General features: G+C 62.9%; 11 protein-coding genes. 6 read left to right on the forward strand and 5 right to left on the reverse strand.

The genetic code is table 11. The features are described from left to right. Positions 1 to 237 precede the first annotated feature (237 nt). Complete coding sequence (locus ACDC67_RS03890; RefSeq protein ID WP_376690779.1) at positions 238 to 2751, reverse strand: serine/threonine-protein kinase; 2514 nt, start codon at positions 2749 to 2751, stop codon at positions 238 to 240. 75 nt (positions 2752 to 2826) lie between these two features. Between ACDC67_RS03890 and ACDC67_RS03895 the strand changes: the two genes are divergently transcribed. The 3 genes from ACDC67_RS03895 (at position 2827) to ACDC67_RS03905 (ending at position 8583) form a co-directional block, all read left to right on the forward strand. Further along, positions 2827 to 3399, forward strand: a complete 573-nt coding sequence (locus tag ACDC67_RS03895; RefSeq protein ID WP_376690781.1) for an ECF-type sigma factor — start codon at positions 2827 to 2829, stop codon at positions 3397 to 3399. Between the two features lie 137 nt (positions 3400 to 3536). Further along, positions 3537 to 5915, forward strand: coding sequence for an autotransporter outer membrane beta-barrel domain-containing protein (locus ACDC67_RS03900; protein ID WP_376690783.1), 2379 nt, complete (start codon positions 3537 to 3539; stop codon positions 5913 to 5915). Positions 5916 to 5946: 31 nt separating this feature from the next. Continuing rightward, positions 5947 to 8583 carry a protein kinase domain-containing protein gene (locus tag ACDC67_RS03905; RefSeq protein ID WP_376690785.1) on the forward strand — a complete coding sequence of 879 codons (2637 nt, stop codon included), beginning with the start codon at positions 5947 to 5949 and terminating at the stop codon, positions 8581 to 8583. Positions 8584 to 8673: 90 nt separating this feature from the next. Here the strand turns inward: ACDC67_RS03905 and ACDC67_RS03910 are convergent, their stop codons facing one another. The 4 genes from ACDC67_RS03910 to ACDC67_RS03925 all read right to left on the reverse strand — a co-directional run bounded on the left by ACDC67_RS03910 (position 8674) and on the right by ACDC67_RS03925 (position 13493). Next, the gene (locus ACDC67_RS03910) at positions 8674 to 10632 is read right to left on the reverse strand and encodes a choice-of-anchor Q domain-containing protein (RefSeq protein WP_376690787.1); all 1959 of its coding nucleotides are present in this window, start codon (positions 10630 to 10632) and stop codon (positions 8674 to 8676) included. Positions 10633 to 10634: 2 nt separating this feature from the next. Beyond that, positions 10635 to 11891, reverse strand: a complete 1257-nt coding sequence (locus tag ACDC67_RS03915) for a tail fiber domain-containing protein (RefSeq protein WP_376690789.1) — start codon at positions 11889 to 11891, stop codon at positions 10635 to 10637. Continuing rightward, positions 11888 to 12853, reverse strand: coding sequence for a hypothetical protein (locus ACDC67_RS03920; protein ID WP_376690790.1), 966 nt, complete (start codon positions 12851 to 12853; stop codon positions 11888 to 11890). Before ACDC67_RS03920 ends, ACDC67_RS03915 begins: the two co-directional genes overlap by 4 nt. Positions 12854 to 12971: 118 nt before the next feature. Next, positions 12972 to 13493 carry a hypothetical protein gene (locus tag ACDC67_RS03925; protein WP_376690792.1) on the reverse strand — a complete coding sequence of 174 codons (522 nt, stop codon included), beginning with the start codon at positions 13491 to 13493 and terminating at the stop codon, positions 12972 to 12974. Positions 13494 to 13716: 223 nt separating this feature from the next. On the opposite strand from ACDC67_RS03925, the gene ACDC67_RS03930 reads away from it, so the two are divergent. The 3 genes from ACDC67_RS03930 (at position 13717) to ACDC67_RS03940 (ending at position 24274) form a co-directional block, all read left to right on the forward strand. Further along, positions 13717 to 14418, forward strand: coding sequence for a hypothetical protein (locus ACDC67_RS03930; protein ID WP_376690794.1), 702 nt, complete (start codon positions 13717 to 13719; stop codon positions 14416 to 14418). A gap of 133 nt (positions 14419 to 14551) precedes the next feature. Continuing rightward, positions 14552 to 16495: a CASTOR/POLLUX-related putative ion channel gene (locus ACDC67_RS03935; protein ID WP_376690796.1), complete on the forward strand. Its 1944-nt coding sequence runs from the start codon at positions 14552 to 14554 to the stop codon at positions 16493 to 16495. Positions 16496 to 16810: 315 nt separating this feature from the next. Further along, positions 16811 to 24274, forward strand: a complete 7464-nt coding sequence (locus ACDC67_RS03940; RefSeq protein WP_376690798.1) for a tandem-95 repeat protein — start codon at positions 16811 to 16813, stop codon at positions 24272 to 24274. Positions 24275 to 24283: the final 9 nt, after the last annotated feature.

The raw sequence follows: 24283 nt of genomic DNA on the forward strand, positions 1-24283 counted from the left end.
TGAATGCTGCTGGCCCTGTTTGGCGAACGCTTCCGGATAACCCCCAGTCGGCCGCTGCAGTCTGCAGTTCGAGCCGTCCTGCAACGGATTTCCCGGCAAGAGCGCGGATCGGCAGGTGGTTAGACGTCATCCAGAGCCCGGTGGCACTTTTGGCCTGGGTGCGTGGGCCGGCGCGCGCATGGGATTTTCTCGGATCGCTTCGAGCAGCCGTGAGGCGGATTGCTTGGATGGCCTTGCTCAGTTCGTCCGGCTCAGTAATTCATTGAGCCGGGCGATCGCCATGCGACTTGCATCGGATTCGGCTCCGCGATGGGTCTCGAATGCCTGTACCGCCAGGCGCTGTTCCGTCACGGCCTGTTCCAACCGGCCGCTTGCTTGGAGCGTTCTGGAAAGATTGACCCGGGTAATCGCCTCATTGCCGGACCCATGTTTCAGGCAAAGCCGCAGCGCTTCGCGCAACCAGCGTTCCGATTCTTCAAGCCGGCCCAGTTCGCGCAGTGTGTTGCCCAGGCCGTGGGCCGTGAAGGCCAGCAGCAGGTGGTCTTCGGGCAGCGTCTGCAGCCTGAGGTCGTGGGTCTGCTCGTAGATTTCGACCGCCCGATCCAGGTCGCCGGCCAGGCGCAAGCTGCCGGCCAGGTTGCTGAGAATCGTGATTGAAGCCGGGTTACTCTCTCCGCGCTCTGCGGCGTGGATTTCCCAGGCGCGGCGGCCGATTTCCGCGGCCTGCTCGAACTGGCCGAGGGCGTCGTGCACCAGGGCCAGCTCGGCCATGCGCGAGGCGGTGGTGACATGATCGGGACCGAACAGTTCGATGGTCATTTCGAGCGCGGCGTGCGTCATGTCGAGTCGCCGATCCGGGTCCGGGTGCTTGATGCCCAAAGCGTGCATGGCCTGCGCGATGTCGGGATGCGGAGCGTCGTTTCGTCGTTGGTAGATCGCGAGCGCAGCCTGCAGATCCTCGATGCCCCGCTTCCAGTGCGGATCGTCTTTGGCTAAATGGAAGGTGCGCAGGTAGCCGCGCATGTAGAGGCTGTCGGCCAGAGCGTCTTCGCTCGAACTCGAGTCCATCAATTCTGCAAGCAGCGCTTCGGCGCCGGCCAGGTCGCCGCTGAAGGCCCGGGATTCGGCCAGCGCCAGGGTCAATTCGACCGTTTCGGGATGTGCCGGTCCGTGCTGGTCCAGCGCCAGCGTGCGCGCTTCCTCGAGCGTATCGGCGGCCTGGGTCCAGTAGCGGATTTTCTGCATCGCCTCGCCGACGATGCCGAGTAGCCGCATGCGCGCCGACGGGTCGTTCTTCAACTCGGCGCGTACGTGGGCCTGGTACTGTTGCAGGCGATCGCCCAGGGTCATCAGCTGCCCGGCATTCTGGTCGGCGTCGGCCAGCCGGATCATGCTGCTCATCGCGTCGATCAGGCGTTGGTTCTTCGCGGCTTCGGCAACCGCGCGGTCGCGCTCGTAGGCCAGTCGATCCGCCTGCAGCGCCAGGGTGAATACGCTGCCGACAAGAACGACCGCCAGGGCGACGCCTGCGATGACGCCGACGGCGTGACGGCGGACGAATCGCTCCAGGCGGTAGCGGCGGGTCGCGGCCCGCGCCTGGATGGGCTGGGTCAGCTGGTGACGATGCAGGTCGGCGGCGAGGGCTTCGACGCTGCGATAGCGCCGTGCCGGGTCGCGAGCCAGTGCTGCCAGCACGATGTTGTCCAGGTCGCCGCGCAGCTCGCGGGTAAGCTGGCGCGGCGATTCGCCGAACTGGTCTCGTTCCGGCGCCTTGTGCCGGCCGTCGCGCCAGCACGTGCTGGGCGACGCGATCACGGCTTCGTTGATGTTTCTCGCCAGCTCGAAAGCGCTAAGCCCCCTGGCCTGGTACGGCAGCTTGCCGCATAACAGCCGGTATAGCACCAGGCCGAGCTGGTATACCTCGGAGGCGACGGTCACGGCTTCGCCGCGCGCCTGCTCCGGGCTGGCGTAGCCGGGCGTCAAGCGGCCCAGGCTGATGGTCGGCTGGTCGTCGTCGGGCTGATCCGGGGCCAGTGAGCGGCCCAGGCCGAAATCGACCAGTCGGACCTTGCCCGAGCGATCGACCAGGATATTGGCCGGTTTGATGTCGCGGTGGAGCACGAGCTGACGGTGGGCATAGTCAAGCGCGTCGCAGGCCTGCAGGAACAGTTCGATGCGTTCGTCGACGGAAAGGCGCTTGCCGGCCGCGTAGTCGTGGATCGGCGTGCCCTCGATATACTCCATCGCCAGCCAGGGTCGCCATTGTTCGGTGACGCCACCGTCGATCAGGCGGGCGATGCCGGGGTGCTCGAGCCGGGCCAGGAGTTCGCGCTCGCGCTGGAACAGCAGGAAGCCCGTCGAATCGGGCTGGCTTCCCGACAGGACTTTCAGCGCGACGCGTTGCTCGAAGCCGCCGTGAATCCGTTCGGCCAGGAAAACCACACCCATGCCGCCTCGTCCGATTCGCTCTACGAGGCGAAAGGCGCCCACCGAGGTACCCGGGACGAGCGTGTCTTCCTCGGCCAGCGCGGCCGACAGGCCCGCGGCAAGGGATTCGTGCTGGATCAGCGGCTGTTGAAGGCCGGGCAGTTCGACGCCGGCGGCGCGGATCAGATTCTCGAGAAGCTGGATTTCCCGAGGGTCGTCGATGGTCGGGTCGATTTCACCGGTTTCCAGCGCGCGCTCGAGCGCCCGATCCAGCCGCGCCATGCGTTCGGTATCGATGCCCGCTACGATTCGCCACGAATCCATTTTTCGAGATTGGCCACCAAGGCGATATACTCCACTCCAAGCTTATCCGAAACGGCGCGAGGAGGCGCGCCATCCATGTCGGATCCGCATACCATTACGATGTTGCTGCACCGCTGTCGCGACGGGGACGAAGGTTCGTTCGATGAGCTGGTCCCGGTGGTCTACGAGGATCTGCGGCGTATCGCCCGCGGTCAGTTGGCTCGCTGGCGCCCGGGCGAGACGCTCAACACGACCGCGCTGGTGCACGAGAGCTACGCCAAACTGGCCCGCTCATCGGAATTGGACTGGAACGATCGCGGGCATTTCTACGCCGTTGCCGCCCGGGCCATGCGCGGCATCATCGTCGACTATGCGCGCAGTCTGTTCGCAGACAAGCGCAGCGGTATCCAGGTGGACGTCGATCTCGGTCAGCTGCCGGACGACGGTCCGGCGCGGGCCGAGCAGGTGCTCGCCGTCGACCAGTTGCTCGAAAAGCTCGAGCTGATGGATGCCGATATGGCCCGCATCGTCGAGTGCCGCTTCTTTGCCGGTTACACGCTCGATGAAACAGCCCAGGCGCTGGAGATCTCCAGGCGAACGGTTCAGCGCAAATGGCAGCGCGCGCGCGCCTGGCTGGCGGCGCTTGGCCAAGTAACGCCATCCAGCTGAACCGATTGCCCCTTTCGATTCACGACTCATCCCTCATCTCCAATCGACTTCTGCACAGATCGATTGGCCAAGGTTTCCGCGCATTTCCGAATAGACCTTTCGGAAAATATGCGAAACCTGTGATCGGGAGGAAACGAATGAGCAGAGAGCCGGTACGGCAGTACTTTCATGTCACGAGCGGCAAGCGCGGCAGCGGGATTGGATCGGTCAACTTGCGAGTGCGCTTGCGGGCATCACGACTGTTGCGGCAACTAGCGATGACCCTTTTGTGTCTTGTCTCGACGGGCGTCGCCGCCCAGGCGACGTTTACGATCAACAGCCTCGGTGACCAATCCGACATGGATATCGGCGATGGCGTGTGCGATACCGGGTTCATGCTGCCCTTCGACACAGCGTGCACGCTCAGAGCGGCCATCCAGGAAGCCAACGCGACGGCTGGTCATGTAATCATTGCCTTCGACGATGCCCTGCCTACGGATAATTTTGGGTGGTCAGTCATCCAGCCGTCCACGATCCTGCCGGCCGTGACGGATCGCATAACCATCGATGGCTCGACACATGCTGACTATGTCAGCGGCAGCGGCCAGCCTCGCGTCGTGCTGCGATACTCGGCCACTGGCGCGCCCGGCGCCAGTGGTTTGATTTTTGGTGCGGGGAGTGGAGGATCGACGGTCCGGGCGCTAGCCATTGAAGCATTCCCGAACAGCGGGATCGTATTGCTCGGCGGAAACGGCTTCACCATCGAGCAGTGCACCATCGGTTTTGCCTGGCTTCCACAGTCGCTCAGTAGTCTGGGGAATGGACAATTCGGCATTGTCGTTGACGGAGCGTCGGCGAGCGGTGGCGGCAATGTGACGATGGTTCGCGACAGCGTGATCTCCTATAACGGTACCAGCGGGATTCTGATCAGCGGTGGGTCCGAGGCGACCTTTGTTCAGAACAACGTTATCGGCCTGCGTCCTCCGACTGGATCCGGTTCGGCGTTCATTCCGGAGCCGGCCGCGGGTAACGGCGCCTACGGTATTCATATCGCCCCGACTGCCGGACCCGACAACTACATCGGAGGATTCGGCTCGAATACCATTTCCAACAACGTCGACGGTGAAATTCTGATCGAAGCGGACGGTCAGACGCTGACCAGCAACCTGATTGGCATGCCGCACGACTTCCTGGTGCCGCCCAATTTCGAAGCCAGCGATTTCGGCAGGGGGGAGGTCGCTCTGGATATCGACAGTTCCGGTAACACGGTTGGCGACGTCAGTATCGTCAATCACATCGGCAACGCCACGTCCTTCAATGTGCGCGTTGGAGGCTTTGGCAATACGGTCAGTGACAATCTTATACGGCACGTTCGTGTGGGAGTTACGCCTGACGGGGATCAAGTCGGGGCGCCTTATGGAATCAACGTTTTCAATGCCGATAACACCATCATCGATTCCGCAATAGTCGCACATCACGGCACATCGAATATCGAGATCGTCTCCGGGACTGGGCATGAAATCACCCGCAGTCACCTCTACGGCGGCGCTATCAACGGTATTAGCTTGGGCGGTCTGGCTATGGTGGGTGGTAGTCCTGGAGACGGCAACGTGATTGTCGGCAATGATCGGGGCGTTTTCATCAACAATGTCGGAAGCGGGATCGTGGTTGTCAGCCGCAACTTCATCGGTACTGACGACCAAGGCTCCGATCTGGGGAACACAGTCGGTGTGCTTGTGAATGGGCCGAACAACACAGTCGACATCCTCGAAAACGTTATTGGATTCAACGAAACCGGGATCCAACTCGATGACGGCTCCACGGAAACCTGGATACAGGGGAATTCAATCGGTCTGCATGGCACCAGCACCCTGTTGCCAAACGGCACTGGAATTCGCATTCGAAGTTCGGGAGCCCCTGTCCTGAATCACCGCATCGGCTACGGGCCGACTGAGCAGATTCCGGACAAGGCGTTCCTGAGAAATTCGTTTCACAACGTCGGGGCCGCCATTGAATTCACCGGTGATCCTGGAGCTTCGGTCCTGAGCCATTCGATTCGCGGTAACCGGATGGTCGGCAACGAGCGCGGTATCGATCTGGGCCCCGGCGGTGATTCGGCCGATCCGGGAGATGCCGACGAAGGTCCCAACCGGCTGCAGAACTTTCCAGAATTCGATGTCTCGGCAACCGAGCTGGACACCGAAACCGGAGAAATCGAGTACCGCTTTCGTGTGCTGACCGCCACGCAGAATGCGGCCTATCCCCTGCGGGTAGACTTCTACGTCGCGGGGACCGATACCACGCAGGGCGAGCGCCACGTGGGCACTGTGATCTACCCGGATACACAGGCGCAGCAATGGGTCACCGGCAGTTTAGTGCCCACCCTGCCGCCGGTATTGCCCGGAAGTTACCTGGTCGCCAAGACGACGGACAACCAGGGCAATACCAGCCAGTTTTCGCCCCAGCAGATACTCCTGGCGGTGCAAGATGCGATTTTCTCCGACCGTTTCCGCGACGGAACGGTTATCGAGTTTTGAAACCCATCAGTTTTTCATGCTCGGGTGCGGGATGCAGATAGTACGGCTGAGCGAGCTTGACCGACTGCTGGAACGAATTCTCGACGGTGAAAAGGTCGATCAATCGACCCTCTCCGGGGAGGAACGTCGTCTCCTGGAGCAACTGGTCAACGCGTCCGGTGCGGCCATGCCGGGCCTGGATTCCGCGTGTGGCGAACACCCGGACTTCGCGTCCGAGATTTCTGCTGCCATCCTATCGGGCGACGTGCGGGCAGGGATGCGCGTCGGTCCGTTCCGCCTGGGCGAACGAATCGGCGCCGGTGGCATGGGCGTGGTTTTCAAGGCCTGGCGATGCGAGGGTGACTTCGAACAATGCGTAGCCCTCAAGCTCGTCGGCGCCGCTGCGGGCGACCCGCTGCTGGTCAGGATGTTTCACCGCGAACGCTCGATGCTGGCGCAGCTCGAGCACCCCAATATCGCGCGATTGATCGATGGCGGGGTAGGGGAGGCGCAACGCCCCTGGTTCGCGATGGAGTTCATCGACGGGCAGCCGGTGCATGATTACGCAAACCAGCACAAGCTGTCGGTTCGGGGACGCTTGGGCCTGTTGCTGCAGGCCTGCGATGCGCTGGAGCATGCTCACAGGCGACTGATCCTGCATCGCGACATCAAGCCGGCCAACCTGCTGGTCGACTCGACCGGCATGCTTCGACTGGTCGATTTCGGGCTGGGCCGCATATTCGATCCCGATCGCGTCGCCGATGCCGAAACCACGATCGGCGCCGGGCGCATGACGCCTGATTACGCCAGCCCGGAACAGGCCCGTGGAGAGCCCGTCTCCCTGGGCTCCGAGGTCTATCAGCTCGGCCTGGTGCTGCACGTGCTGCTGACCGGCGAGTTGCCGTATCGGCTTTCCGGACACACCGCTTTCGAAATTGCGAACACGATCAACCAGGCGACCATACGGCCGCCGAGCGAGCGCTGGCGCGACAACCAAATCGACGAAACGGTCGCCGAGTGCTTTCGTGAACCGCCCCGGAAACTGCGTCGGGCCCTGCGCGGCGATCTCGACAATATCGTATTGACCGCGCTCGCGCGCGATTCGCAAGCTCGCTACGCCACCGTTGCGGAATTTGCCGCCGACTTGCGTCGTCACCTCGAGCAACTCCCGGTCAAGGCACGCGCGGCAACCCGGCGCTACCGACTTTCGCGTTTCGTGCAACGCAACAAGGCGGCCGTGAGTGGCACTGCGGCGTTTATCGGCCTGCTCCTGGCGTCCGTGGTCTTGCTTGGGATGCAGTCCCGGCAACTGGCTACCGAGCGCGACAGGGCGGCGCTGGAGTCGCAACGCGCCCAGGTCGAGACGGCCAAGGCGCGACAGGTGCGCGACTACCTGGTCAGCCTTTTCGAAGAGGCCTCACCGCTGAACGACGGCGGCCGCGATATCACGGCCTACGAGCTGCTGCAGCAGGGTGCGGCGTCTGTCGATGCACTGGACGATGAACCCGAGGTGCAGGTGGAGATGCTGCTTTCCCTGGCGATCGCCAATCGTAATCTGCTGGATTTCGATCAGGCCGCAGCGCTGCTCGACCGCGCACTGGCCCGATTGAAGGCAATGCCCGATGCGCCGGTAGCAGACTACGCGGAGGTCATGATGTGGCGCGGGCGAGTGGCAGCCTTGCAAAACGATCATCAGATGGCTCTGGACTACCTGAATCGGGCCAACGCCCGGTTGGAGGGTGTGGCGGGTCGCCCGGTTCTGCACGCCACATCCCTGCGTAACCTGGCGATCACCCTGGCCAATCTGCGGGAGTTCGAACGTGCCGAGTCCACGTTGCAACAGGCCCTGGCAATCTACTCCGACAAGCGCGGATTCGAAGCCGAACGACACTTGATCGTCAATGATCTGGCCGCGTTCTACAACTTCACTCGGCAGCCCGAGAGGGCGTTGCCGATGTTCGAGGACGTGGTCGCCTATCGCATCGCCACTCTTGGAGATGCCCACCCAGACACGCTTCACGCCCAGGGCAACCTGGCTGCAACCGCGATGGACTTGGGCCGTCTTGATCAGGCCCGCTCGGTGTTCGAAGCACTCGGTCCGCGTATGCGTGAACTCTACGGGAGCGACAGCGACGAATTCGGCCGGGTCCAGTACCGGCTGGGACGGATCGCGCTGGAGCAGGGGGATTACGCGCGCAGTGCCGAGCTGCTGGCCGAGGCGAGGCGGATTCGGCGACTCAGCCGCGGGCCCGATGACGGCAATCTGGCCACCATCGTTTCCTGGCAGGCGGCCCTCGCCGAACGCCAGGGCGACCTCGTCCTGGCGGTGAGTCATCTGGAGGATGCACTCGCAATCTACGACCGAATCAGGCCGGAACCTCATCCATCCAAGCTCGAGTTGCGGATATCCCTTGGCGAAACGCTCGACCGGCTGGGGCGTCGTGACGATTCCCTGGCTGTCTATGTGCGGGCCTTTCAGTCGCTTGGTGACTACGCCGATCCGTTCGCTGTCCGGACCGCCGAGGGTCTCGTTGCGCTGGCGCGCGATAGCCTCTCAGCCGACGAGTCCGAGCGTGCGAGTATGGCCCTGGATTACGCACGACGCGCCGCCGAAGCCGCTACGGATACGGAGCAAAAGTCCGAACTATTCGAGCAGATCGATCAGTTGTGGAACTCGATCGAACCGTAAAGTAAGGCCGGATTCCGCTCGGGAGATCCCTGACGAATCTCCATTGGGCGGGCGGCAAGCCGACATTGATGTTGCGCCCCGGCAATGCGCTCACTGTTGTTCGAAGCGATCCTGGAACAACTTGTCGTTGCCGGTCTCATATGGTCCAAGGTCGACAATGCCGTCGTTGATTCTCGAAAAGCCATCGAGATCCGTGCTGATGCCGCTCACGAATGCGTTCTCACCCATATCGATCACCGGCGAGGTGTCGCGCAGGCGCAGGTTGCCGGCCGGGCTGGGTGCAGCGATCGGGCTGACCGGGGTAAGGAACTTGGGGTTGTTGTTCGGGTCGGTGCCGTCGAGCGTTCCGCTGCCCGGGAATTCGCCGGCCGGGTAGCCCTGCAGCAGGCTGTTGCTGACCTCGACGATGTTGCTGGCGGAATAGTCGTCCATGGTCGCTTCCGCCGTACCCGTGCCCGAGCTGTCGCGGTTGTTCCAGATGGCGGTGTTGCGAAACGTCATCTGGAGGGGTCTGTCTATCGCACCGCCGCGCAACTGCGCGTCATTGCCGGTCATCGCCACGTTGGTCAGAACCCGGTTGCCATCGGTGCCGCCTTGGTTAAACAGGCCGCCGCCCAGGTTGGCCAGGTTGCCGCTGAACAAACCATTGATCATCTCGAATGGCGTATCTTGCTCCGTATACATGCCGCCGCCGTCGAGCGTCGCGCTATTGCCTCTGAACGCCACGCTTGTCATCTGCAGGCTGGAGTCGACGCTGTTGGTCGCTCGATAGGATAGCCCACCGCCCTTTTCAGAGCTGTTTCCGATAAGCGCGATATCGGCCAACGTGGCCTGGCTGTTGAACAGGTCGAGTCCGCCCCCGGCGATGACGGACGCGTTGTTTTCGAAGCTTACCTGGGTCAGGGTCACACTCGTCGGATCGAAATTGACGCCAAGCGAAGCGCCGCCACCCTCTCTGTCACTTTCATTCTCCCGGAATATGACATTGTCCATTACCACGGTGTTGTCCCCAGAGGAAAGGCCGCCGCCCGCGCCTTCGGCGTCGTTGCGGAAGAAGGTGACGCCCTCGATGAGCAGATCATCGCCGACGCTGCGCAGTCCGCCGCCTCTCGCATCGCTGTTGCCGTGTCGAATCGTCAGGTCGCTGAGCTCAAAATAGGTGTTGTCGTTGACGCTGATGACCCGATCACCGGCCTGGCCCTGGCTTGCCGCAGCCTGGATGATCGTGCCATGGCGGGATGCGCCGCGTATGTCCAGCGCCTTGTCGACAACAAGCGTCTCGGTGTAGACCGCATCGGCCACGATCACGCCATCCCAGGGTTGCGCCGAATCAATCGCATGCTGGATGGTTGCGCACGGGCTGGCCGGGGTCGAGCAGTCGTTCACGCCACCTTCGTCATCGCCACTCACGCCGTCGACATAGCGAAGCGCCAGACCCAGGGACGCCGTAGCCAGTGATGTTGGGCCCTGGCTGACAGCGAATTGCAGCGAGCCATTGAGAAAACTCGGCACGGTTTGAAAGCTCGCGTTGTCTGCGGTCAGAAGATCTTCAAAGCGAGTGCCGGGGGAAATATTGAAGTCCGGATCGAAGGTCGGGCTCAGTCTTCTCCGGCTGAACGGTGAGTTGTCCTCCTCGATCGAGATATTGATCGTGTTGTTGAATCGGTCGAGGAAAACCTCGGCCTTGTCATCGGGTTCGTTGTTGCTGGAAAACCGAATCACCGGCGCATTGTTCGGATTCGGTGGTTCCGGCACCAGGTCGATGGCCCAGGAGGTCATCTCGTAGAATCGGATGCTGGCCGGATTGGAAAGTGGATTTGAGAGGTCGATTTCGAAGAAGCCGGAGAAAGTGGCGTTGTCGTAGTCGGCGTTCACGCTGAGGCCGTCGTCGTTCAGCTGGCCTTCCAGCGACAGACGCAGGATGTCGGCTGCCAGTGGGGGCGAAACGAGTAGACCGAAAATAGTCAGCGCCAGCATCCAGGATCTGATCATACGAGCAAAATTGTTCGAGCTTGCTGCTTGGTACGGGTCGATTGTGGATGGGTGCATGGTTATTTCCTCGTTTCAAATCGAAAATGCTCGGCCAGCGATCGGTCCTCGATCAGCAGCGTTTCGAGTGCTGCAAGGCGGGCTTCCAGTTCGACGTTGCGCTCGGAAAGCGCCTCGATCCGGCTGGCTTGGGTCGTGAGTGCGGATACTTCGGTGCGAAGCTCCTCGATGCGCGCGTCCTGGGCCTGGATGAAGGCCTGCTGCTCCTGGATGGCTTTCAGCGCGATGACGGAAAAACCGGCGTAGTTCACGCCCAGGTACCCGTCCTCTCCCTCCCGGCTGGCCAGCTGGGGAAACTGCTCGGCGACGTCCTGCGCGATCAGGCCGATCTGACGCTTGGTGTCTGGAGCATCGTGATTGAGTCGGTAGTCGACAACCTCGAGAGCGGCGACTCTTCCCAACACGGCCTCGATCGGCTGGATGTCATTCTTGAGCCGCCTGTCAGAGAGCTGGATCCACGTGCCATCATTTCTTACATACGCGACCACGCTCGTGCTGTCATTCCCGGAATCGTAGTTGAAGAGCAGAGACGTTCCGGAGGTATGAATATCCCATCGCCGCCCCTGGTTATTCTCAAACCGAATGCCATCCGGCGTTCCCGAGGATGTGTTCAGACCGCCAAGATGCAGATTGGTGGCTGGCGCATTGGTGTTGATTCCAACCCCGCCGGCAGCGCGGATCAGAAACTGATTTGGCGCAGTTGACGTGAAGGAGCCATTCGGGGCAGCGGAGTCAGCCCAGATGAAAGTTCCTCGGTCTCCGTCCGGACCTCCTTCTGGAACCCCCGAACAACCATAGCTTGAAAAATCTGCCCCACTTGGTGGACGAACTTTTGCCCCGGCTCCACCGGCCCAACTGAATTCACCGCCTGCACAATTGTTGAAACCACCCGGTGCCACGCTATATCGGCCTGCGATATTCTGGCGCCCCCCGCTCACAGTACTCCATACTCCCGCCGCTCGGTTACGCCAGCCGCCACTTACAACACTTTCAGTTACGGCAGTATTCATCCAACCTCCACCTACCGTACTGAACTGCCCGAACGTCTCATTCAGATGACCGCCACTCACCGTGCTCATGCTTCCACTTGCGGAGTTTTCAACACCACCGGAAATCGTGGCGGCAAAGCCAGGGGCTTCATTCTGATGACCACCACTGATGTTAGATGACTCGCCGCCAGCCTCATTCGAACTACCCCCGCCAATGGAGCTCATTTCGCCGTTTGCAGTATTGCTGTCGCCACCGCCAACGGTACTCATGGAACCCCTAGCGGTGTTGCTTTCGCCACCGCCAACGGTGCTAAATCCACCATGTGCCGAATTTCTTGAGCCACCGCCAACGTGTTGCTCGCGGTATTGATCCATCCGCCGCCGACGGAGCTTGAAATACCGCTGGCGGTGTTGCTGCTACCGCCGCCAACGTGGGCTCCTGTATTGGCAGAGTTGCCGGCGCCTCCTCCAATGGAACTTAGAGTTCCAGATGCCTCGTTACTCGCGCCGCCGCCGACTGTACTGCCTCTTTCAAAGGCCTTGTTATTGACGCCCCCGCCGACGGTGCTGTAAATACCTGTTGCGAGATTGGGGCCGGCATCAAACCCGCCGCCGGAAACAACGCTAGCGGCGGCTGAGGCTTCATTGCCGGAATACCCCAGCGTGAGGGAGGGTGAGAAAAATGATTCGCCACCCAACTCACCTTCACGGGGTTCGAAACTGAATTTCTGAGTCTCGAACAAGTACTCTATTGCGCCGGTAGCCGAGTCGAGCGTGAAAGGCGATGCCCCTTCCGGACCCTCTGGGCCTTGAGGCCCAGAGGGCCCGGGATCACCCTGGGGCCCGGCCGGCCCTTGAGGGCCCTCGGGGCCTTCATTGCCGTCGAGCGCGAACAGCGCTACGGGCGCCGGCCGAATCGGCTGGCGCGGACTCAATGGCGCCCCGTCGACCCAAACCTCGAGAAACCGCGCGCTGCCGTCGAACGCCGCCGGTCCGAAATCCAGCTCTACCTGGAACAGCCCGTCCTCGACCGGCCAGTTGGTCTGGATCACCGTGGTGCCGACCTGGCTGCCGTCAACCAGCGCGTCGTAGAGCTGGAACTGCAGGTTGGCCGTGCCGGTAAACGGCGTACTGTTTTCCTGCAGCTGACCCTGATAGGTGATTGTGCTGTCCTGGGCGGCGACGGGCAGCGCCATCAGTACTGCAATGACCATGGATGCGATGCGCAACATCGAAATTTCCTCGGCGTGAATCAATGTCCTGAAGGGCTATCCGGATTCCGCCGAGAAAGTTGGTCATTCGGGTGTGCGCATTGGCTTCAAACGCCGCGAATCTCGCCTTCCTGGCCGATCAAGGGCCGGAGGGTGATAACGAGGCGCTGCCCGTGATATCCACCTGCAGGCTGTAGGTGTTGGAGGCGCCGGCGTAGCCGAAAACCCGGACGATGTAGTTGCCGCCCTCGCCCGGCGGGATGGTGTAGGCGATGAACTCCGAGTCTGATGTCCCTTGCGAAGAGTCGATGGGGTCGGTTTGGCCTTCGCGGAAGAGCTGCATGTCAAGGTCGCCTTCAGCGTGACTGAAGCTCGACAAGATGGCGAGCTCATCGCCGTCGTCGGCCATAACCACGTAGTGGTCCTGATTGCCGCTGCAAACGATGGCCTCGATTACGGTGCCCGGGACAATCGGCGCGGCCGTTTCGAATTCATCGTTGGGCTCGAAGGCATCGTCCTCGGGACAGGTCAGCGGGCCGCCCGGGCTCGGAAACTCGAAACGGTCGGCGAAAATCAGGTCCTCGACATCGCCTCCGCGACACGCGAAGGGAAGGGCAAGTCCGGTTGCCGTGACGATCACCGCAAGCATTGTTCTTGGCATGGGTCCATTCCTCGGTTGCCGATACTGTTCGGGATACTTATTCGCAAAAGGCGCGGACACCTGGCCATCCACTTGTCGGTAAAGGCCGGGCGGACCGTCATCGAATGGAATGGCCCGGAATTCGGCCGCTTGTCGAATAGAATCGCTGAACCCGCTCGGGAAACCCGGCATCCCCGGCGTCGGGAACCCGAACCCATCTCGATGGAGGCGCAACGTGAGATCAATGCAAGCTGAGAATGCGAGAGGTCCGGCCGCGGTCCCCGAACCGCTGCGGATTCTTCTCGGCCTTGGCCTTGATTACCTTCGCTGGGTGAGCCTCACGCCCATGGTGGTGGTCTGGGCGTTTTACCTGTTCATGGTCGTGTTCATGGTCTACGTCAACTTCGAGGACTCCGTCTGGGACGGGGTGGAGCGTGGTTATGAGACCTACAGCGAATGGTTCGGGCCGATCGACTGGATCGAAGAGCAGGAAGCGGACTATGTGCAACAGCAGGCCGAGCGTGAGAGGGATCCGGACGCTACGGAGCCGCCTTTACAGGAGCCGGTCGAGTTTGACCTGGGGGATGTGATGCCGTGGATCATGAAGGCCTGGGGCATCATCGCCCTGGCGGCGTGGCTGTTTAGCCTGCTGCGCAGCCTGGTCTTTGGTTCACGACCGCCGCGAACCCTTGCGCAGAAGTTGAGGGTCGTGGTCATCTGCGTTCTGGTCGGCTGGGCGCTTTTGTTCGTGGCCTATTTCTTTGGTACCACGACGTATCAGGGCAGTTTTTTCGGCTGGTTCGCGTTTTTTACCGGAATGGCGATCATCGTGATGGTCGTCAGTGCGGTTGTGCTGATGGTCAGTGAACTATTCGAGCTGCTTCGCCGCCAGTTGGAGCCGGAGCGTAGGGCGGTTTTGCCCGGAATCGCCGATTCAGCCCGCTGAATCCGTTTCCTCGGTGCCGGCAAGAATGCGACCTGCCGGATGTAAGCGCGAATCTGGCTGGGTACGATCGAATCAACGGCGGCTGCCCGAACCGTTATGATGCTGGCAGGATCAACAGCTGTTCGGTGGTTCCGTGATCAAGCTACCGCTGGTCGACCGACTCAAGTTCATTGTCGAGCGTCAGTTCGTCAAGGGCGCCGGATTTCAGTTGTTGGTCGTGGCCGCGGTCATCGGACTGATTTCCCTGACGGGCGGCCTGGCCCTTCGATTGGGTGGCGGCGGCGAAGGGGTCGCGGACGCGATCTGGTGGGCCTTCCTGCGGCTGACCGATCCGGGTTACCTGGGCGATGACGAGGGTGCCTGGCGGCGCATCGTCTCGACCGTTCTGACGGTTAGCGGCTACGTTGTCTTCCTGGGCGCGCTGGTGGCGATCATGACGCAGTGGTTGATCGCCCGCATGCGCGAGTTCGAGCGCGGGCTCACGCCGGTGGCGATGCGCCAGCACGTCGTGATCATCGGATGGACCAACCGAACGCTGCCGCTGCTGCGCGAGCTGGTCGGATCCGATCGGGCCCGAGAGCAATTCCAGAGCGCCTTCGGCATCCGGCGCCTGCGCTCGGTCGTGCTCTCCGACAGTGTCTCGGCAGCCCAGGCGCAGGCGCTGCGCGTGGACTCCGGTCTCGGTCGCCGGGCCAGGCATGTCGTTCTGCGAGACGGCTCGCCGCTCGAGGAAGAGGCCATTCATCGCGCCGGATGCCTGAATGCCGCGGTGGTCATCATGCCCACCGATTTCGCCCGGGCCGACAGCCTGGTCAGTGCCGATGTGGCGACGATCCGTTCGCTGTTGTCGATCGACTCGCGCGCCTCGCGTTTTGGCCAGCCGCCGCCCCTGGTAGTGGCCGAAATGCAGGACATTCGGCACATGGGCATGGCGCGCAGCGCCTACCGTGGGCCGCTGGAGATCGTGGCTTCCGATGATGCCATCAGCCGGCTGCTGGTGCAGAACGTGCTGCATCCCGGGCTGTCAGCTTTCTACCGCGAAGTGCTGACGGCCCGCCAGGGCAATGAAATCCTGCTTCGCCGGGCCGGGGATCTTGCCGGGGCGAGGTTGAAGGAAGTCGCGGGCCAGTTTCCGCACGCCGTCGTGATGGGGATCGTTCGCGGATCCGGTGAGGAAACGCATGCGCTGCTCAATCCGCCCTCGGCCACCCGCATCGAAGCGGGTGACAAGCTGGTGCTGCTCGCAAGCAGCCTGGCCGATACCCAGCCCACGCGGAATGCGGGTGAGCGTCTTTCTCCGATCGAACGCGGAAGTGCCCGGCGGCCGTTGCGTCAGGGGGCGCGGAAGCATCGGCTCCTGATCCTCGGCTGGAACCAGCGTGTGCCCAACCTGCTCGACGAGTTCGGTAGCTATGCCGATCACCGCTTCGAGGTTCGCCTGGTTTCTTCGGTCGATGTCGCCAAGCGCCAGGAAGAGATCGAGCGCTATTCGCCCCGGGCAGCGCGTGTCCCGATCGAGCATGTCCGTGATGACTTCCTGCTTGCCGGCAGTCTGCGCGCCACGCATCTCGAAGGCTTCTCGTCGGTCCTCGTGCTGGCCAGCGACCATGCGGGCAGCGAGGAGGCCGCCGATGCGCGGACGATTGTGGGGCATCGACTGGTCGACAGCTTGCTGGCCGGCCAGGAACGGCGACCGCAGGTTCTGGTCGAGCTGGCCGACGCCGCCAACGAGGGGTTGACGCGAGTGGCCGGCGTGGAATCGGTGATCAGCCCGATGATTGTCAGCCACCTGCTGGCGCGCATTGCCCTGCAGCCGGCGATTCGCCGGATCTTCGACGAGCTGTTCACCGCTGGCGGACCCGAGATCGAGTTCCGCGCGCTTTCCGAGTATGGCTTGCGTGGCGGCGAGCGGTTCGGGGAGATGGAGTTGGCTGTGGCCGCTCGCGGTGAGACCCTGCTCGGCGTGCAGGCTGGCCCGGAATCCCGTCTCGCGCTCAATCCACCGCGAGATCAGCCTTTCGAGGAAGGTGCAATCGGGCTATGCGTCCTGACCACGATGGAAGGGCGGTCGGGTTAATCGTAGCGGGTTCCGGGTGTGCTAGAAGTTCCGGTCAACCCGTGGGCGGCATTGCGCCCGCCGCTCGGCGAATCGGATTAGTTCGACTTCGTGGTCGAGTCGATGCGGCCCGGCTGAGAGACGTCGCTTAAAATTGTCCAGGGGGCCGCTTATAGTGGCGGGGCCAGGATCGTCGGATCCTGGCTATTGCCAAGAGGGAACCCCATGCGTCGCCTGTTCGTCCTGATTTTTCTGTCGTTTTTCTCCTGTGTGTCCGTTGCCCAGAGCGTTGATGTCTCGGTTCTGATTGACCGGGGTGGGTCCGGGGCCTGCTCCGTGAACGCGGTCGATCCTGTCAGCGGGGTGGTTGCCCGGCTGAGGGCCAGCGTAGACCCGGCCACGGCCCAGGTGGATGCCTTGACCCTGGAGCGCTGCGAAGGCGGCTCTTTTGGCGCACCGCAGACATTGAACGGCGGCTATCCGGTGGGCTTGAACAACGGCGAGGGTGGGGCTGACGTGGTTGAACTGGCGGTTCATGCCGCCCAGCTCGGCAGCGGTTCGGCGCAGTATTCATTCACGATGATGGCCGACGACGGTAGCTCCGTGGACCAGGCGGCCGGTGGTGGCCTGGGCATTACGGTGCCGGTGCCGCTGGCGCCTTGGGCCATGCTGCTGTTGGCGGTTGCACTGCTTGCGATTGCCTTGTGGGCGCTCAGTCGCCATCGCGGCCCGACGGCCCTGCTGCTGGGCCTGCTTGCGGTCACGGCCTGGGCAGCGCATTTCATGCTCGATGGTGAAGTGGCCGACTGGGCGGGAGTGAGTCCGATCATCGACCCGGCGGGTGACACCACCGCCGGCGGCAACCGCGCCGATATCCTGGCGGTTTTCACCGCGCAAGAGGATGGCCGACTGTGGTTCCGAGTCGACCTGGCCGATATCGAGAACGCCGCACCTACCGCGGCCGACGACATTTTTACTACCGATGAGGACACCGTCCTGACCGGCGAAAACGTGCTGGCCGACAATGGCGCCGGCCCCGACTCGGACCCCGACGGCGATACCTTGGCGGTCACCGGCTTCGATGCGACCAGCGCCGAGGGCGCGGCGGTCAACATCGCGGCCAACGGTGATCTCGACTACGACCCGACCGGCGTGGCTGCGCTTCAGGCCCTGGCTGTCGGCGAGTCTCAGGACGACACGTTCACCTACACCATCGAGGATCCCGACGGCAGCGCCGACACGGCCACGGTGACGGTGACCGTCGACGGGGTCAATGACGCGCCGACGGCGAGCGATGATGCCTTTGCCACCGACGAGAATACGCCAATCACCACAACCAGCGTGCTGGCCAACGATACTGATCCGGATACCTCCGATACGCTGTCGCTCGACTCGATCGATACCACCGCAACCGCCGGCGTAGTCACCGACAACGGCGACGGTACTTTCGACTACGACCCGAACGGTCAGTTCGACAGCCTGGGTGACGGCGACAGCGATACCGATACGTTTGACTACACGGTCACCGACAGTAACGGCGGCACGGACACGGCCACGGTGACGATCACCATCACCGGCATCAACACCGCGCCGGTGGCCAGCGACGATGCCTTTGCCACCGACGAGGACAGCGCGCTGACCACCGGCGATGTGCTGGCCAACGACAGCGATGCCGAGGGCGACACGCTCAGTGTTGACTCGATCGATACGATTGGCACCCAGGGATCGGTCACCGACAATGGTGATGGTAGCTTCGGCTACGACCCGAACGGACAGTTCGAGGCCCTGGCCCAGGGCGACAGCGATACCGATAGCTTCACCTACACCGTCAGTGACGGCAACGGCGGCACGGATACCGCGACGGTCACGATCACCATCAACGGCGTCAACGACGCCCCGACGGCCAATGACGACGCCTACATGACGGATGAGGATATCGAGCTGGTTGTGCCCGTACCCGGTGTGCTCGGCAATGACGACGATGTCGACACCGGCGATACGCTCACCGCGGTACTGGATGCCGATGTGTCCAACGGAGCGCTGAACCTGAACGCGGACGGTTCGTTCAGCTATACCCCGGCTGCCGACTTCAACGGCACCGACAGCTTTACCTACCACGCCAATGACGGTAGCGCCGACTCCGCTACGGTGACGGTGACCATCACCGTAAACGCGGTCAACGACGCGCCGTCGTTCACGGCCGGAAATCCGCCGGCGGTCGATGAGGACGCCGGGGCGCAGACGGTCAACGGCTGGGTGACGTCGTTCGATCCGGGCCCGAACGAGGGCGGTCAGTCGGTGCTGGCCTATACGGTCAGCAATGTCTCCAACGGCGCGCTGTTCAGCACCGGTCCCACGGTCGATACCGCGGGCAACCTGAGCTACACGCCGGCGGCGGACGCATTCGGGACATCGGAGTTCGACGTCGCCGTCCAGGATGACGGCGGCACGGCCAACGGCGGCACCGATACCAGCCCGGTCCAGACCTTCACGATCACGGTCAATCCGGTCGATGACCCGCCGGTGGCGGTCGACGATGCCACGACGCTGACCGAAGACGATCCGGCCACAACGATCGACGTGCTGGCCAACGACACCGACATCGACGGCGGGCCGATTAGCGTCACCGGGGTTACCCAGCCGGCCAACGGCAGCGTGGCCATCACAAACGCCGGAGCCGATCTGACCTACGAACCGGATCCGGACTACTGCAACGACGGCAGCCCGACCGACGAGTTTGCTTACACCCTGAACGGCGGCTCGACGGCGACGGTGGCCGTGACGGTGACATGCGTCAACGACGCCCCGAACGTTGTGTTCCCGACTGCCGGCGCCAACTTCGACATCAGTACCGGCCCGGTCAACCTGGATCCGGCCGGGACGCTGACCGATGTTGATTCCAACCAGTTCAGCCGCGTCGAGACCACGCTCGACATCGGTGGCCCCTGCGATCCGTCCGATACGCTGACCGTCGAAGACCAGGGCACCGGCGCGGGCCAGATCGGCTTTGATGGCACCACGGTCAGCTTCGAAGGCACGCCGATCAGCACCTCGGTGGAGCCCTGGGCCTGCGTTGATCCGGGTTTCGGCGCGCAGATTCCCTTCACTATCGAACTCGGCACCAATGCCGACCAGGCCGCGACCGAAGCGCTGCTGCGCGCGCTCCAGTTCTCCAGCACCTCGGCCGACGACGCTACGCGCAGCGCCGAATCGGCCGTCACCGATGACGGTGGCGCCACCGGCAGCGCGGTCCAGACCATCAACTTCGACGAGGCGCCCGAGGCCAGCTCGTCGGTCGACAACGAGACCAACCTGGACCCGTCCGCTGGTGTGACCGTCGACTTCTCTGAAAACGTCGATATCGATGCTGGCGCATTCACGTTCGAATGCGACAGCACGCCGGTGGCCTTTACGACCAGTCCGCCGCTGCCGGCAACCGGCATTGCCACAATCAACCTGATCCCGGACTCGGACCTGACCCCGGGTGCGGTCTGCACGGTCACCGTCCTGGCTGCGAACGTGCGCGACAGCGACACCATCGATCCGCCGGACAACATGGTTGCCGATGCGGTGTTCGGCTTTGTCGTCGAGGCGCCGCCGCAGGTCGACGCCCTGTCGCCGGCTGATGGCAGCAGCAGTGTCGAACCGGGCGCCAATGTGGTCATCGGTTTCGACGAGCCGGTTAATCTCAACGGCAACTGGTTCACGCTGCAATGCGGCGCGACGACGTTCAGCCCGGGCAACGGCAACGTCAACGTGACCAGCAACGACGTGAGTAACACGCAAGTCACGCTGGACCCGGACACCGATTTCGGCTTCGGCTCCAACTGTGTGCTGGATATCTTCGCCGATGTAAGCAACGGCGTGAACGACCAGGACAGCGCCGATGGCCCCGGGCTGGACACGCTCGACGGCAACGGCGACGGCGTCGGCGGCGACGACTTCACGGCCAGCTTCGACGTCGAAGCCGCACCGGAAGTCATCGCGACGACGCCGGCAGATAGCGCCACCGATATCGCAGGCAATACCGACGTCGTCATCGACTTCAGCGAACCGGTCACGGCCGGGGCAGGGGCGTTCGTGCTCGAATGCCCGGGCACGATCAGCCTGACGGCCAGCGCCAATGTCGATCAGGACCAATACACGCTGACCCCGGGTACCGATCTGCCGGGCGGCGAGACCTGCACCGTCACTGTCGTCGCTGCTGAAATCAGCGATGTCGACAGCATCGACCCGCCGGACAATCCCGACGCCGATTTCGTGTTCAGTTTCACCATCGACGAAGCCCCGGTGCTCGACAGCGTCCAGGCCGAAGTCGGAAACACGCTCACGACAGTCATCGACGGCACGACGCTGGGCAATGTCGATGAGGATACGACCATCGCGCTGGGGTTCTCGGAGCCGGTCAACGTGACCAACGACGGCGTATCCCTGATCTGCACCGACTCCGGCACGGTCGCCACGCCCACCGATCTGGCCATCGGCGGCGACGGCACGGCCACGATCACGCTGACCCGTGCCTCGGGCACCTTCAGCAGCGGCGAGACCTGCGAGCTCGGATTCAACGTCACTGAAATCAACGACGCCGACGCCAACGATCCGCCGGACAACCTCGAGCCGGTCACGGGGACGTTCGCCTTCGAGATCACCCCGGTCGTCAACGACGACGCCCGCACCGTCACCGCGCAGCTGGAAGCGGCCTACACCGACGGCAGCGCCGGCGGCAACGACGACCACCTGCTGGTCAACGACGACTGCACCGGCTGCACGCTGACCTTCGGCGAAAGCGACGCGAGCGTCAACAACGCCGGCGACACGGCCACGTTCAGCGACGGCGCGATCGTCACGGTCAACAACGACGGCAGCTTTACCTACAACCCGCCGCCGGGCGTTACCGGAACGACCGACACGTTCGTCTACCGCCTGACCACGCCTGCCGGCAGCTTCGACGAGGCCACCGTCACGATGACCATCGACGGCCCGGTGATCTGGTACGTCGACGCCGACGCGACCGGCCCGGTCTACAACGGCACCGCGGCGTTCCCATTCGATGACCTGGCCGTTTCCGGAAACGGCTTCGATGGATCACCCGGCGATGTTGCCGGCGCGACCGTATTCGTCTACGACTCGGCCAGCGACAACTCATCGGTGCAGTGTGGCCTGACCCTGCTCGATAATCAGACCGTGATCGGCGAAGGCGAAGCCGCCGGCACGCTTGACGCGCTGACCGGGCGTTCGCCGGTGGCCGAGACCGTACTCGCGCCCGACACGACCGGCGCCCACCCGCAGCTGGCGAGCAGCGGCGACTGTCTAACGCTGGGCAGCGGCAATACCGTTCGCGGCCTGGATATCGGCGACACGACGTCGGGCTACGCGTTCGCCGACGGCGGCGCGACGATCGGAACGGCGACCATCACGGACGTGGGCGTCAACGGCACCGGCGGCATCCTGAGTATTGTCAACGGCGGCACGCTGAACGCGAGCTTCAATGAAACCTCGGCGACCTCGGCACCGGATACCGAGATCGAGCTCGTCAACGTCGGCGGCACGCTGGACAGCGCAAGCGGTTCGGTCGCCCATTCCGACGCAGGATCGGGCACCATCTCGATTTCCGGCGGCAACATCGGCGGCACCGTCGCGGCCTCGTTCAATCAGACCGCCGGCAACGGCCCGCTGCTTCGGGTGCACGGCGGGCACACCGGGTCGCTGACGTTCAGCGGCGCGATGACCGCATCGGCCGGCACCGGGTTGCAGTTTGACAACGCCGACGGCACCTACAACCTGTCCGGCCAGGCCCAGATCAGCGGCGGCGATGCGGGGGTCAACGTTGTCAACGGCAGCGGCGGCACCCTGAACATCACCAATGCCGGTTCCTTGATCGAAGGCATCCAGGGCGTTCCGTTCCGGGTCAACAGCAGCACGATGAACATCGACTACGATGGCGGCATCGCGCACACGCTGGACGCGGGCTCGTTGCTGTCGTCGCGCACGGTCGAGATCATCGGCGGGACGGGCACGATCTCGCTGGACGGCCTTGTGCTCGCGGGCTCCAACCAGCCTCAGGGTCAGGCCACCGCCGAAGTGCTGTACCTGCAAGCGACCGGCGCGACGAACCCGGTCTCGTTCAATTATGTCGATGCGACCACTCGGGACACGGCGACCGCGAAGGGTCTGACCAGCGGAAACATCGCGATCGACCGGCTGCGGGTCCGATGCGACGGCAACCTGACGGTCGGTGGGGATACGCACTGCCTCGACTTCAGCGACGTCACATCCAACGGCGTGACGGTCGAAGCCCTCGCGGCGGTTCTGAATAACGCAGGCGGTTTGGGCGGGGCGATCTCTCTGGTGAACACCCCGGGCGTCTGGACCGTCGAAGACATCTCCGGTGGTCTTTTCAGCCGCTTCGAGAACGCCATCTTCGGCAACAACTTCGGCACGCTGAACCTGGCAACCGTCAATAGTGCTACTTCGCCCGGTGGTGTGGCGACCGGCACCGTTTGGAGTGATGAGGCGGCCGCAGTCGATCTGGAGAATGGCACCATCAATATCCAGATCGGCAATCTGCAGGCCTTCAATTCGGTCACCGGCCTTCGGTTGGTCAATACGAACGGGCCTGGCCTCGAAGTGCTCGACGGCCAGATCCCGAACACAACCGGCGACAGCGTGGAGTTGACCGATACCGGCAACATCATCCTCAACTCCATCGAAATCTCGGGTAGCGCCCTGAACGGCATTCGTGGACAGAACGTCACCAATTTCACGCTCAGTAATTCCCTGGTGACCAACAACGGCAATCCGATCGAAGGAATCGGCCTGCTGTTCGACAACCTGTTGGGCACCGCCACGATCTCGAACACCACGATCAGCGGTTCCACCACGCACAATGTCAAAATCGATAACGATACCGGCACCCTGGCCGACCTGGTAATCGAGGACAGCATCATCCGGGATACCCCAGTCGGAACGGGAGCGAATGGCGTTCTGCTCCAGGCGATCGGAACGGCATCGATGGGCACCACGGTGATCAATTCCAGCTTCATTGCCAACAAGTCCAACGGCATCCAGGCCGATGCTGGCGGTACGTCGGGGTCGTCGGTCCGGGTGGATGTCGACAACAGCACCTTCACCGGCGCGGGCAACAGCGATCCAACTGACCCGGCCGCGCAGAATGCAGGTGTGAACGTGTCGACATCCAGCTCAGGCTCGGCCTCATTCTCAATCACCAACAGCACCTTTACCGGTCATCGCGCCATCGGGATCAACTTCTTCGCCAACGCGTCGACTTCAGCCGCCACCACCGTGACCGGTTCCATTCTCGGGAACACGATCGGTACCCAGGGAGTCGCCAACTCCGGTAGCGCGATCGGCAATGGCATCGACATTTCCAACGAAGGCGCGAACCGGATTGACGTGCTGATCGACAACAACACCGTTCAGGGGGTGGGTGACGGCGCCGGCAATGGGTTCGAAGGCATTTTCATCAACGACATTGTCAACGCAGGCAGGATGAATGCAACGGTGACCAACAACATCATTCGCGACATCTTCGATGACCGGGGCCTTGTCATTCAGGAACGGGTGGGCGGTACGCATTGCTCGGATGTATCCGGCAATACATTCAGCAACATCGGAGGCATTTCGGATATGCGGGTTCGCCAGACCTCGGGAACACATAACGTCGTCCAGGCGGATCCGAGCGGCGCCGCCCCGAATCTCAGCACGGTCAACGGCAATGCGAGCGTTACCGTCTCTGGAGTAATCAGCTTTGGTGTTGGGTCAGCGTGCCCGACGCCGTAATCGAGGCCC

It is taken from the genome of Wenzhouxiangella indolica (assembly GCF_042310355.1).
Classification (GTDB): Bacteria; Pseudomonadota; Gammaproteobacteria; order Xanthomonadales; family Wenzhouxiangellaceae; genus Wenzhouxiangella.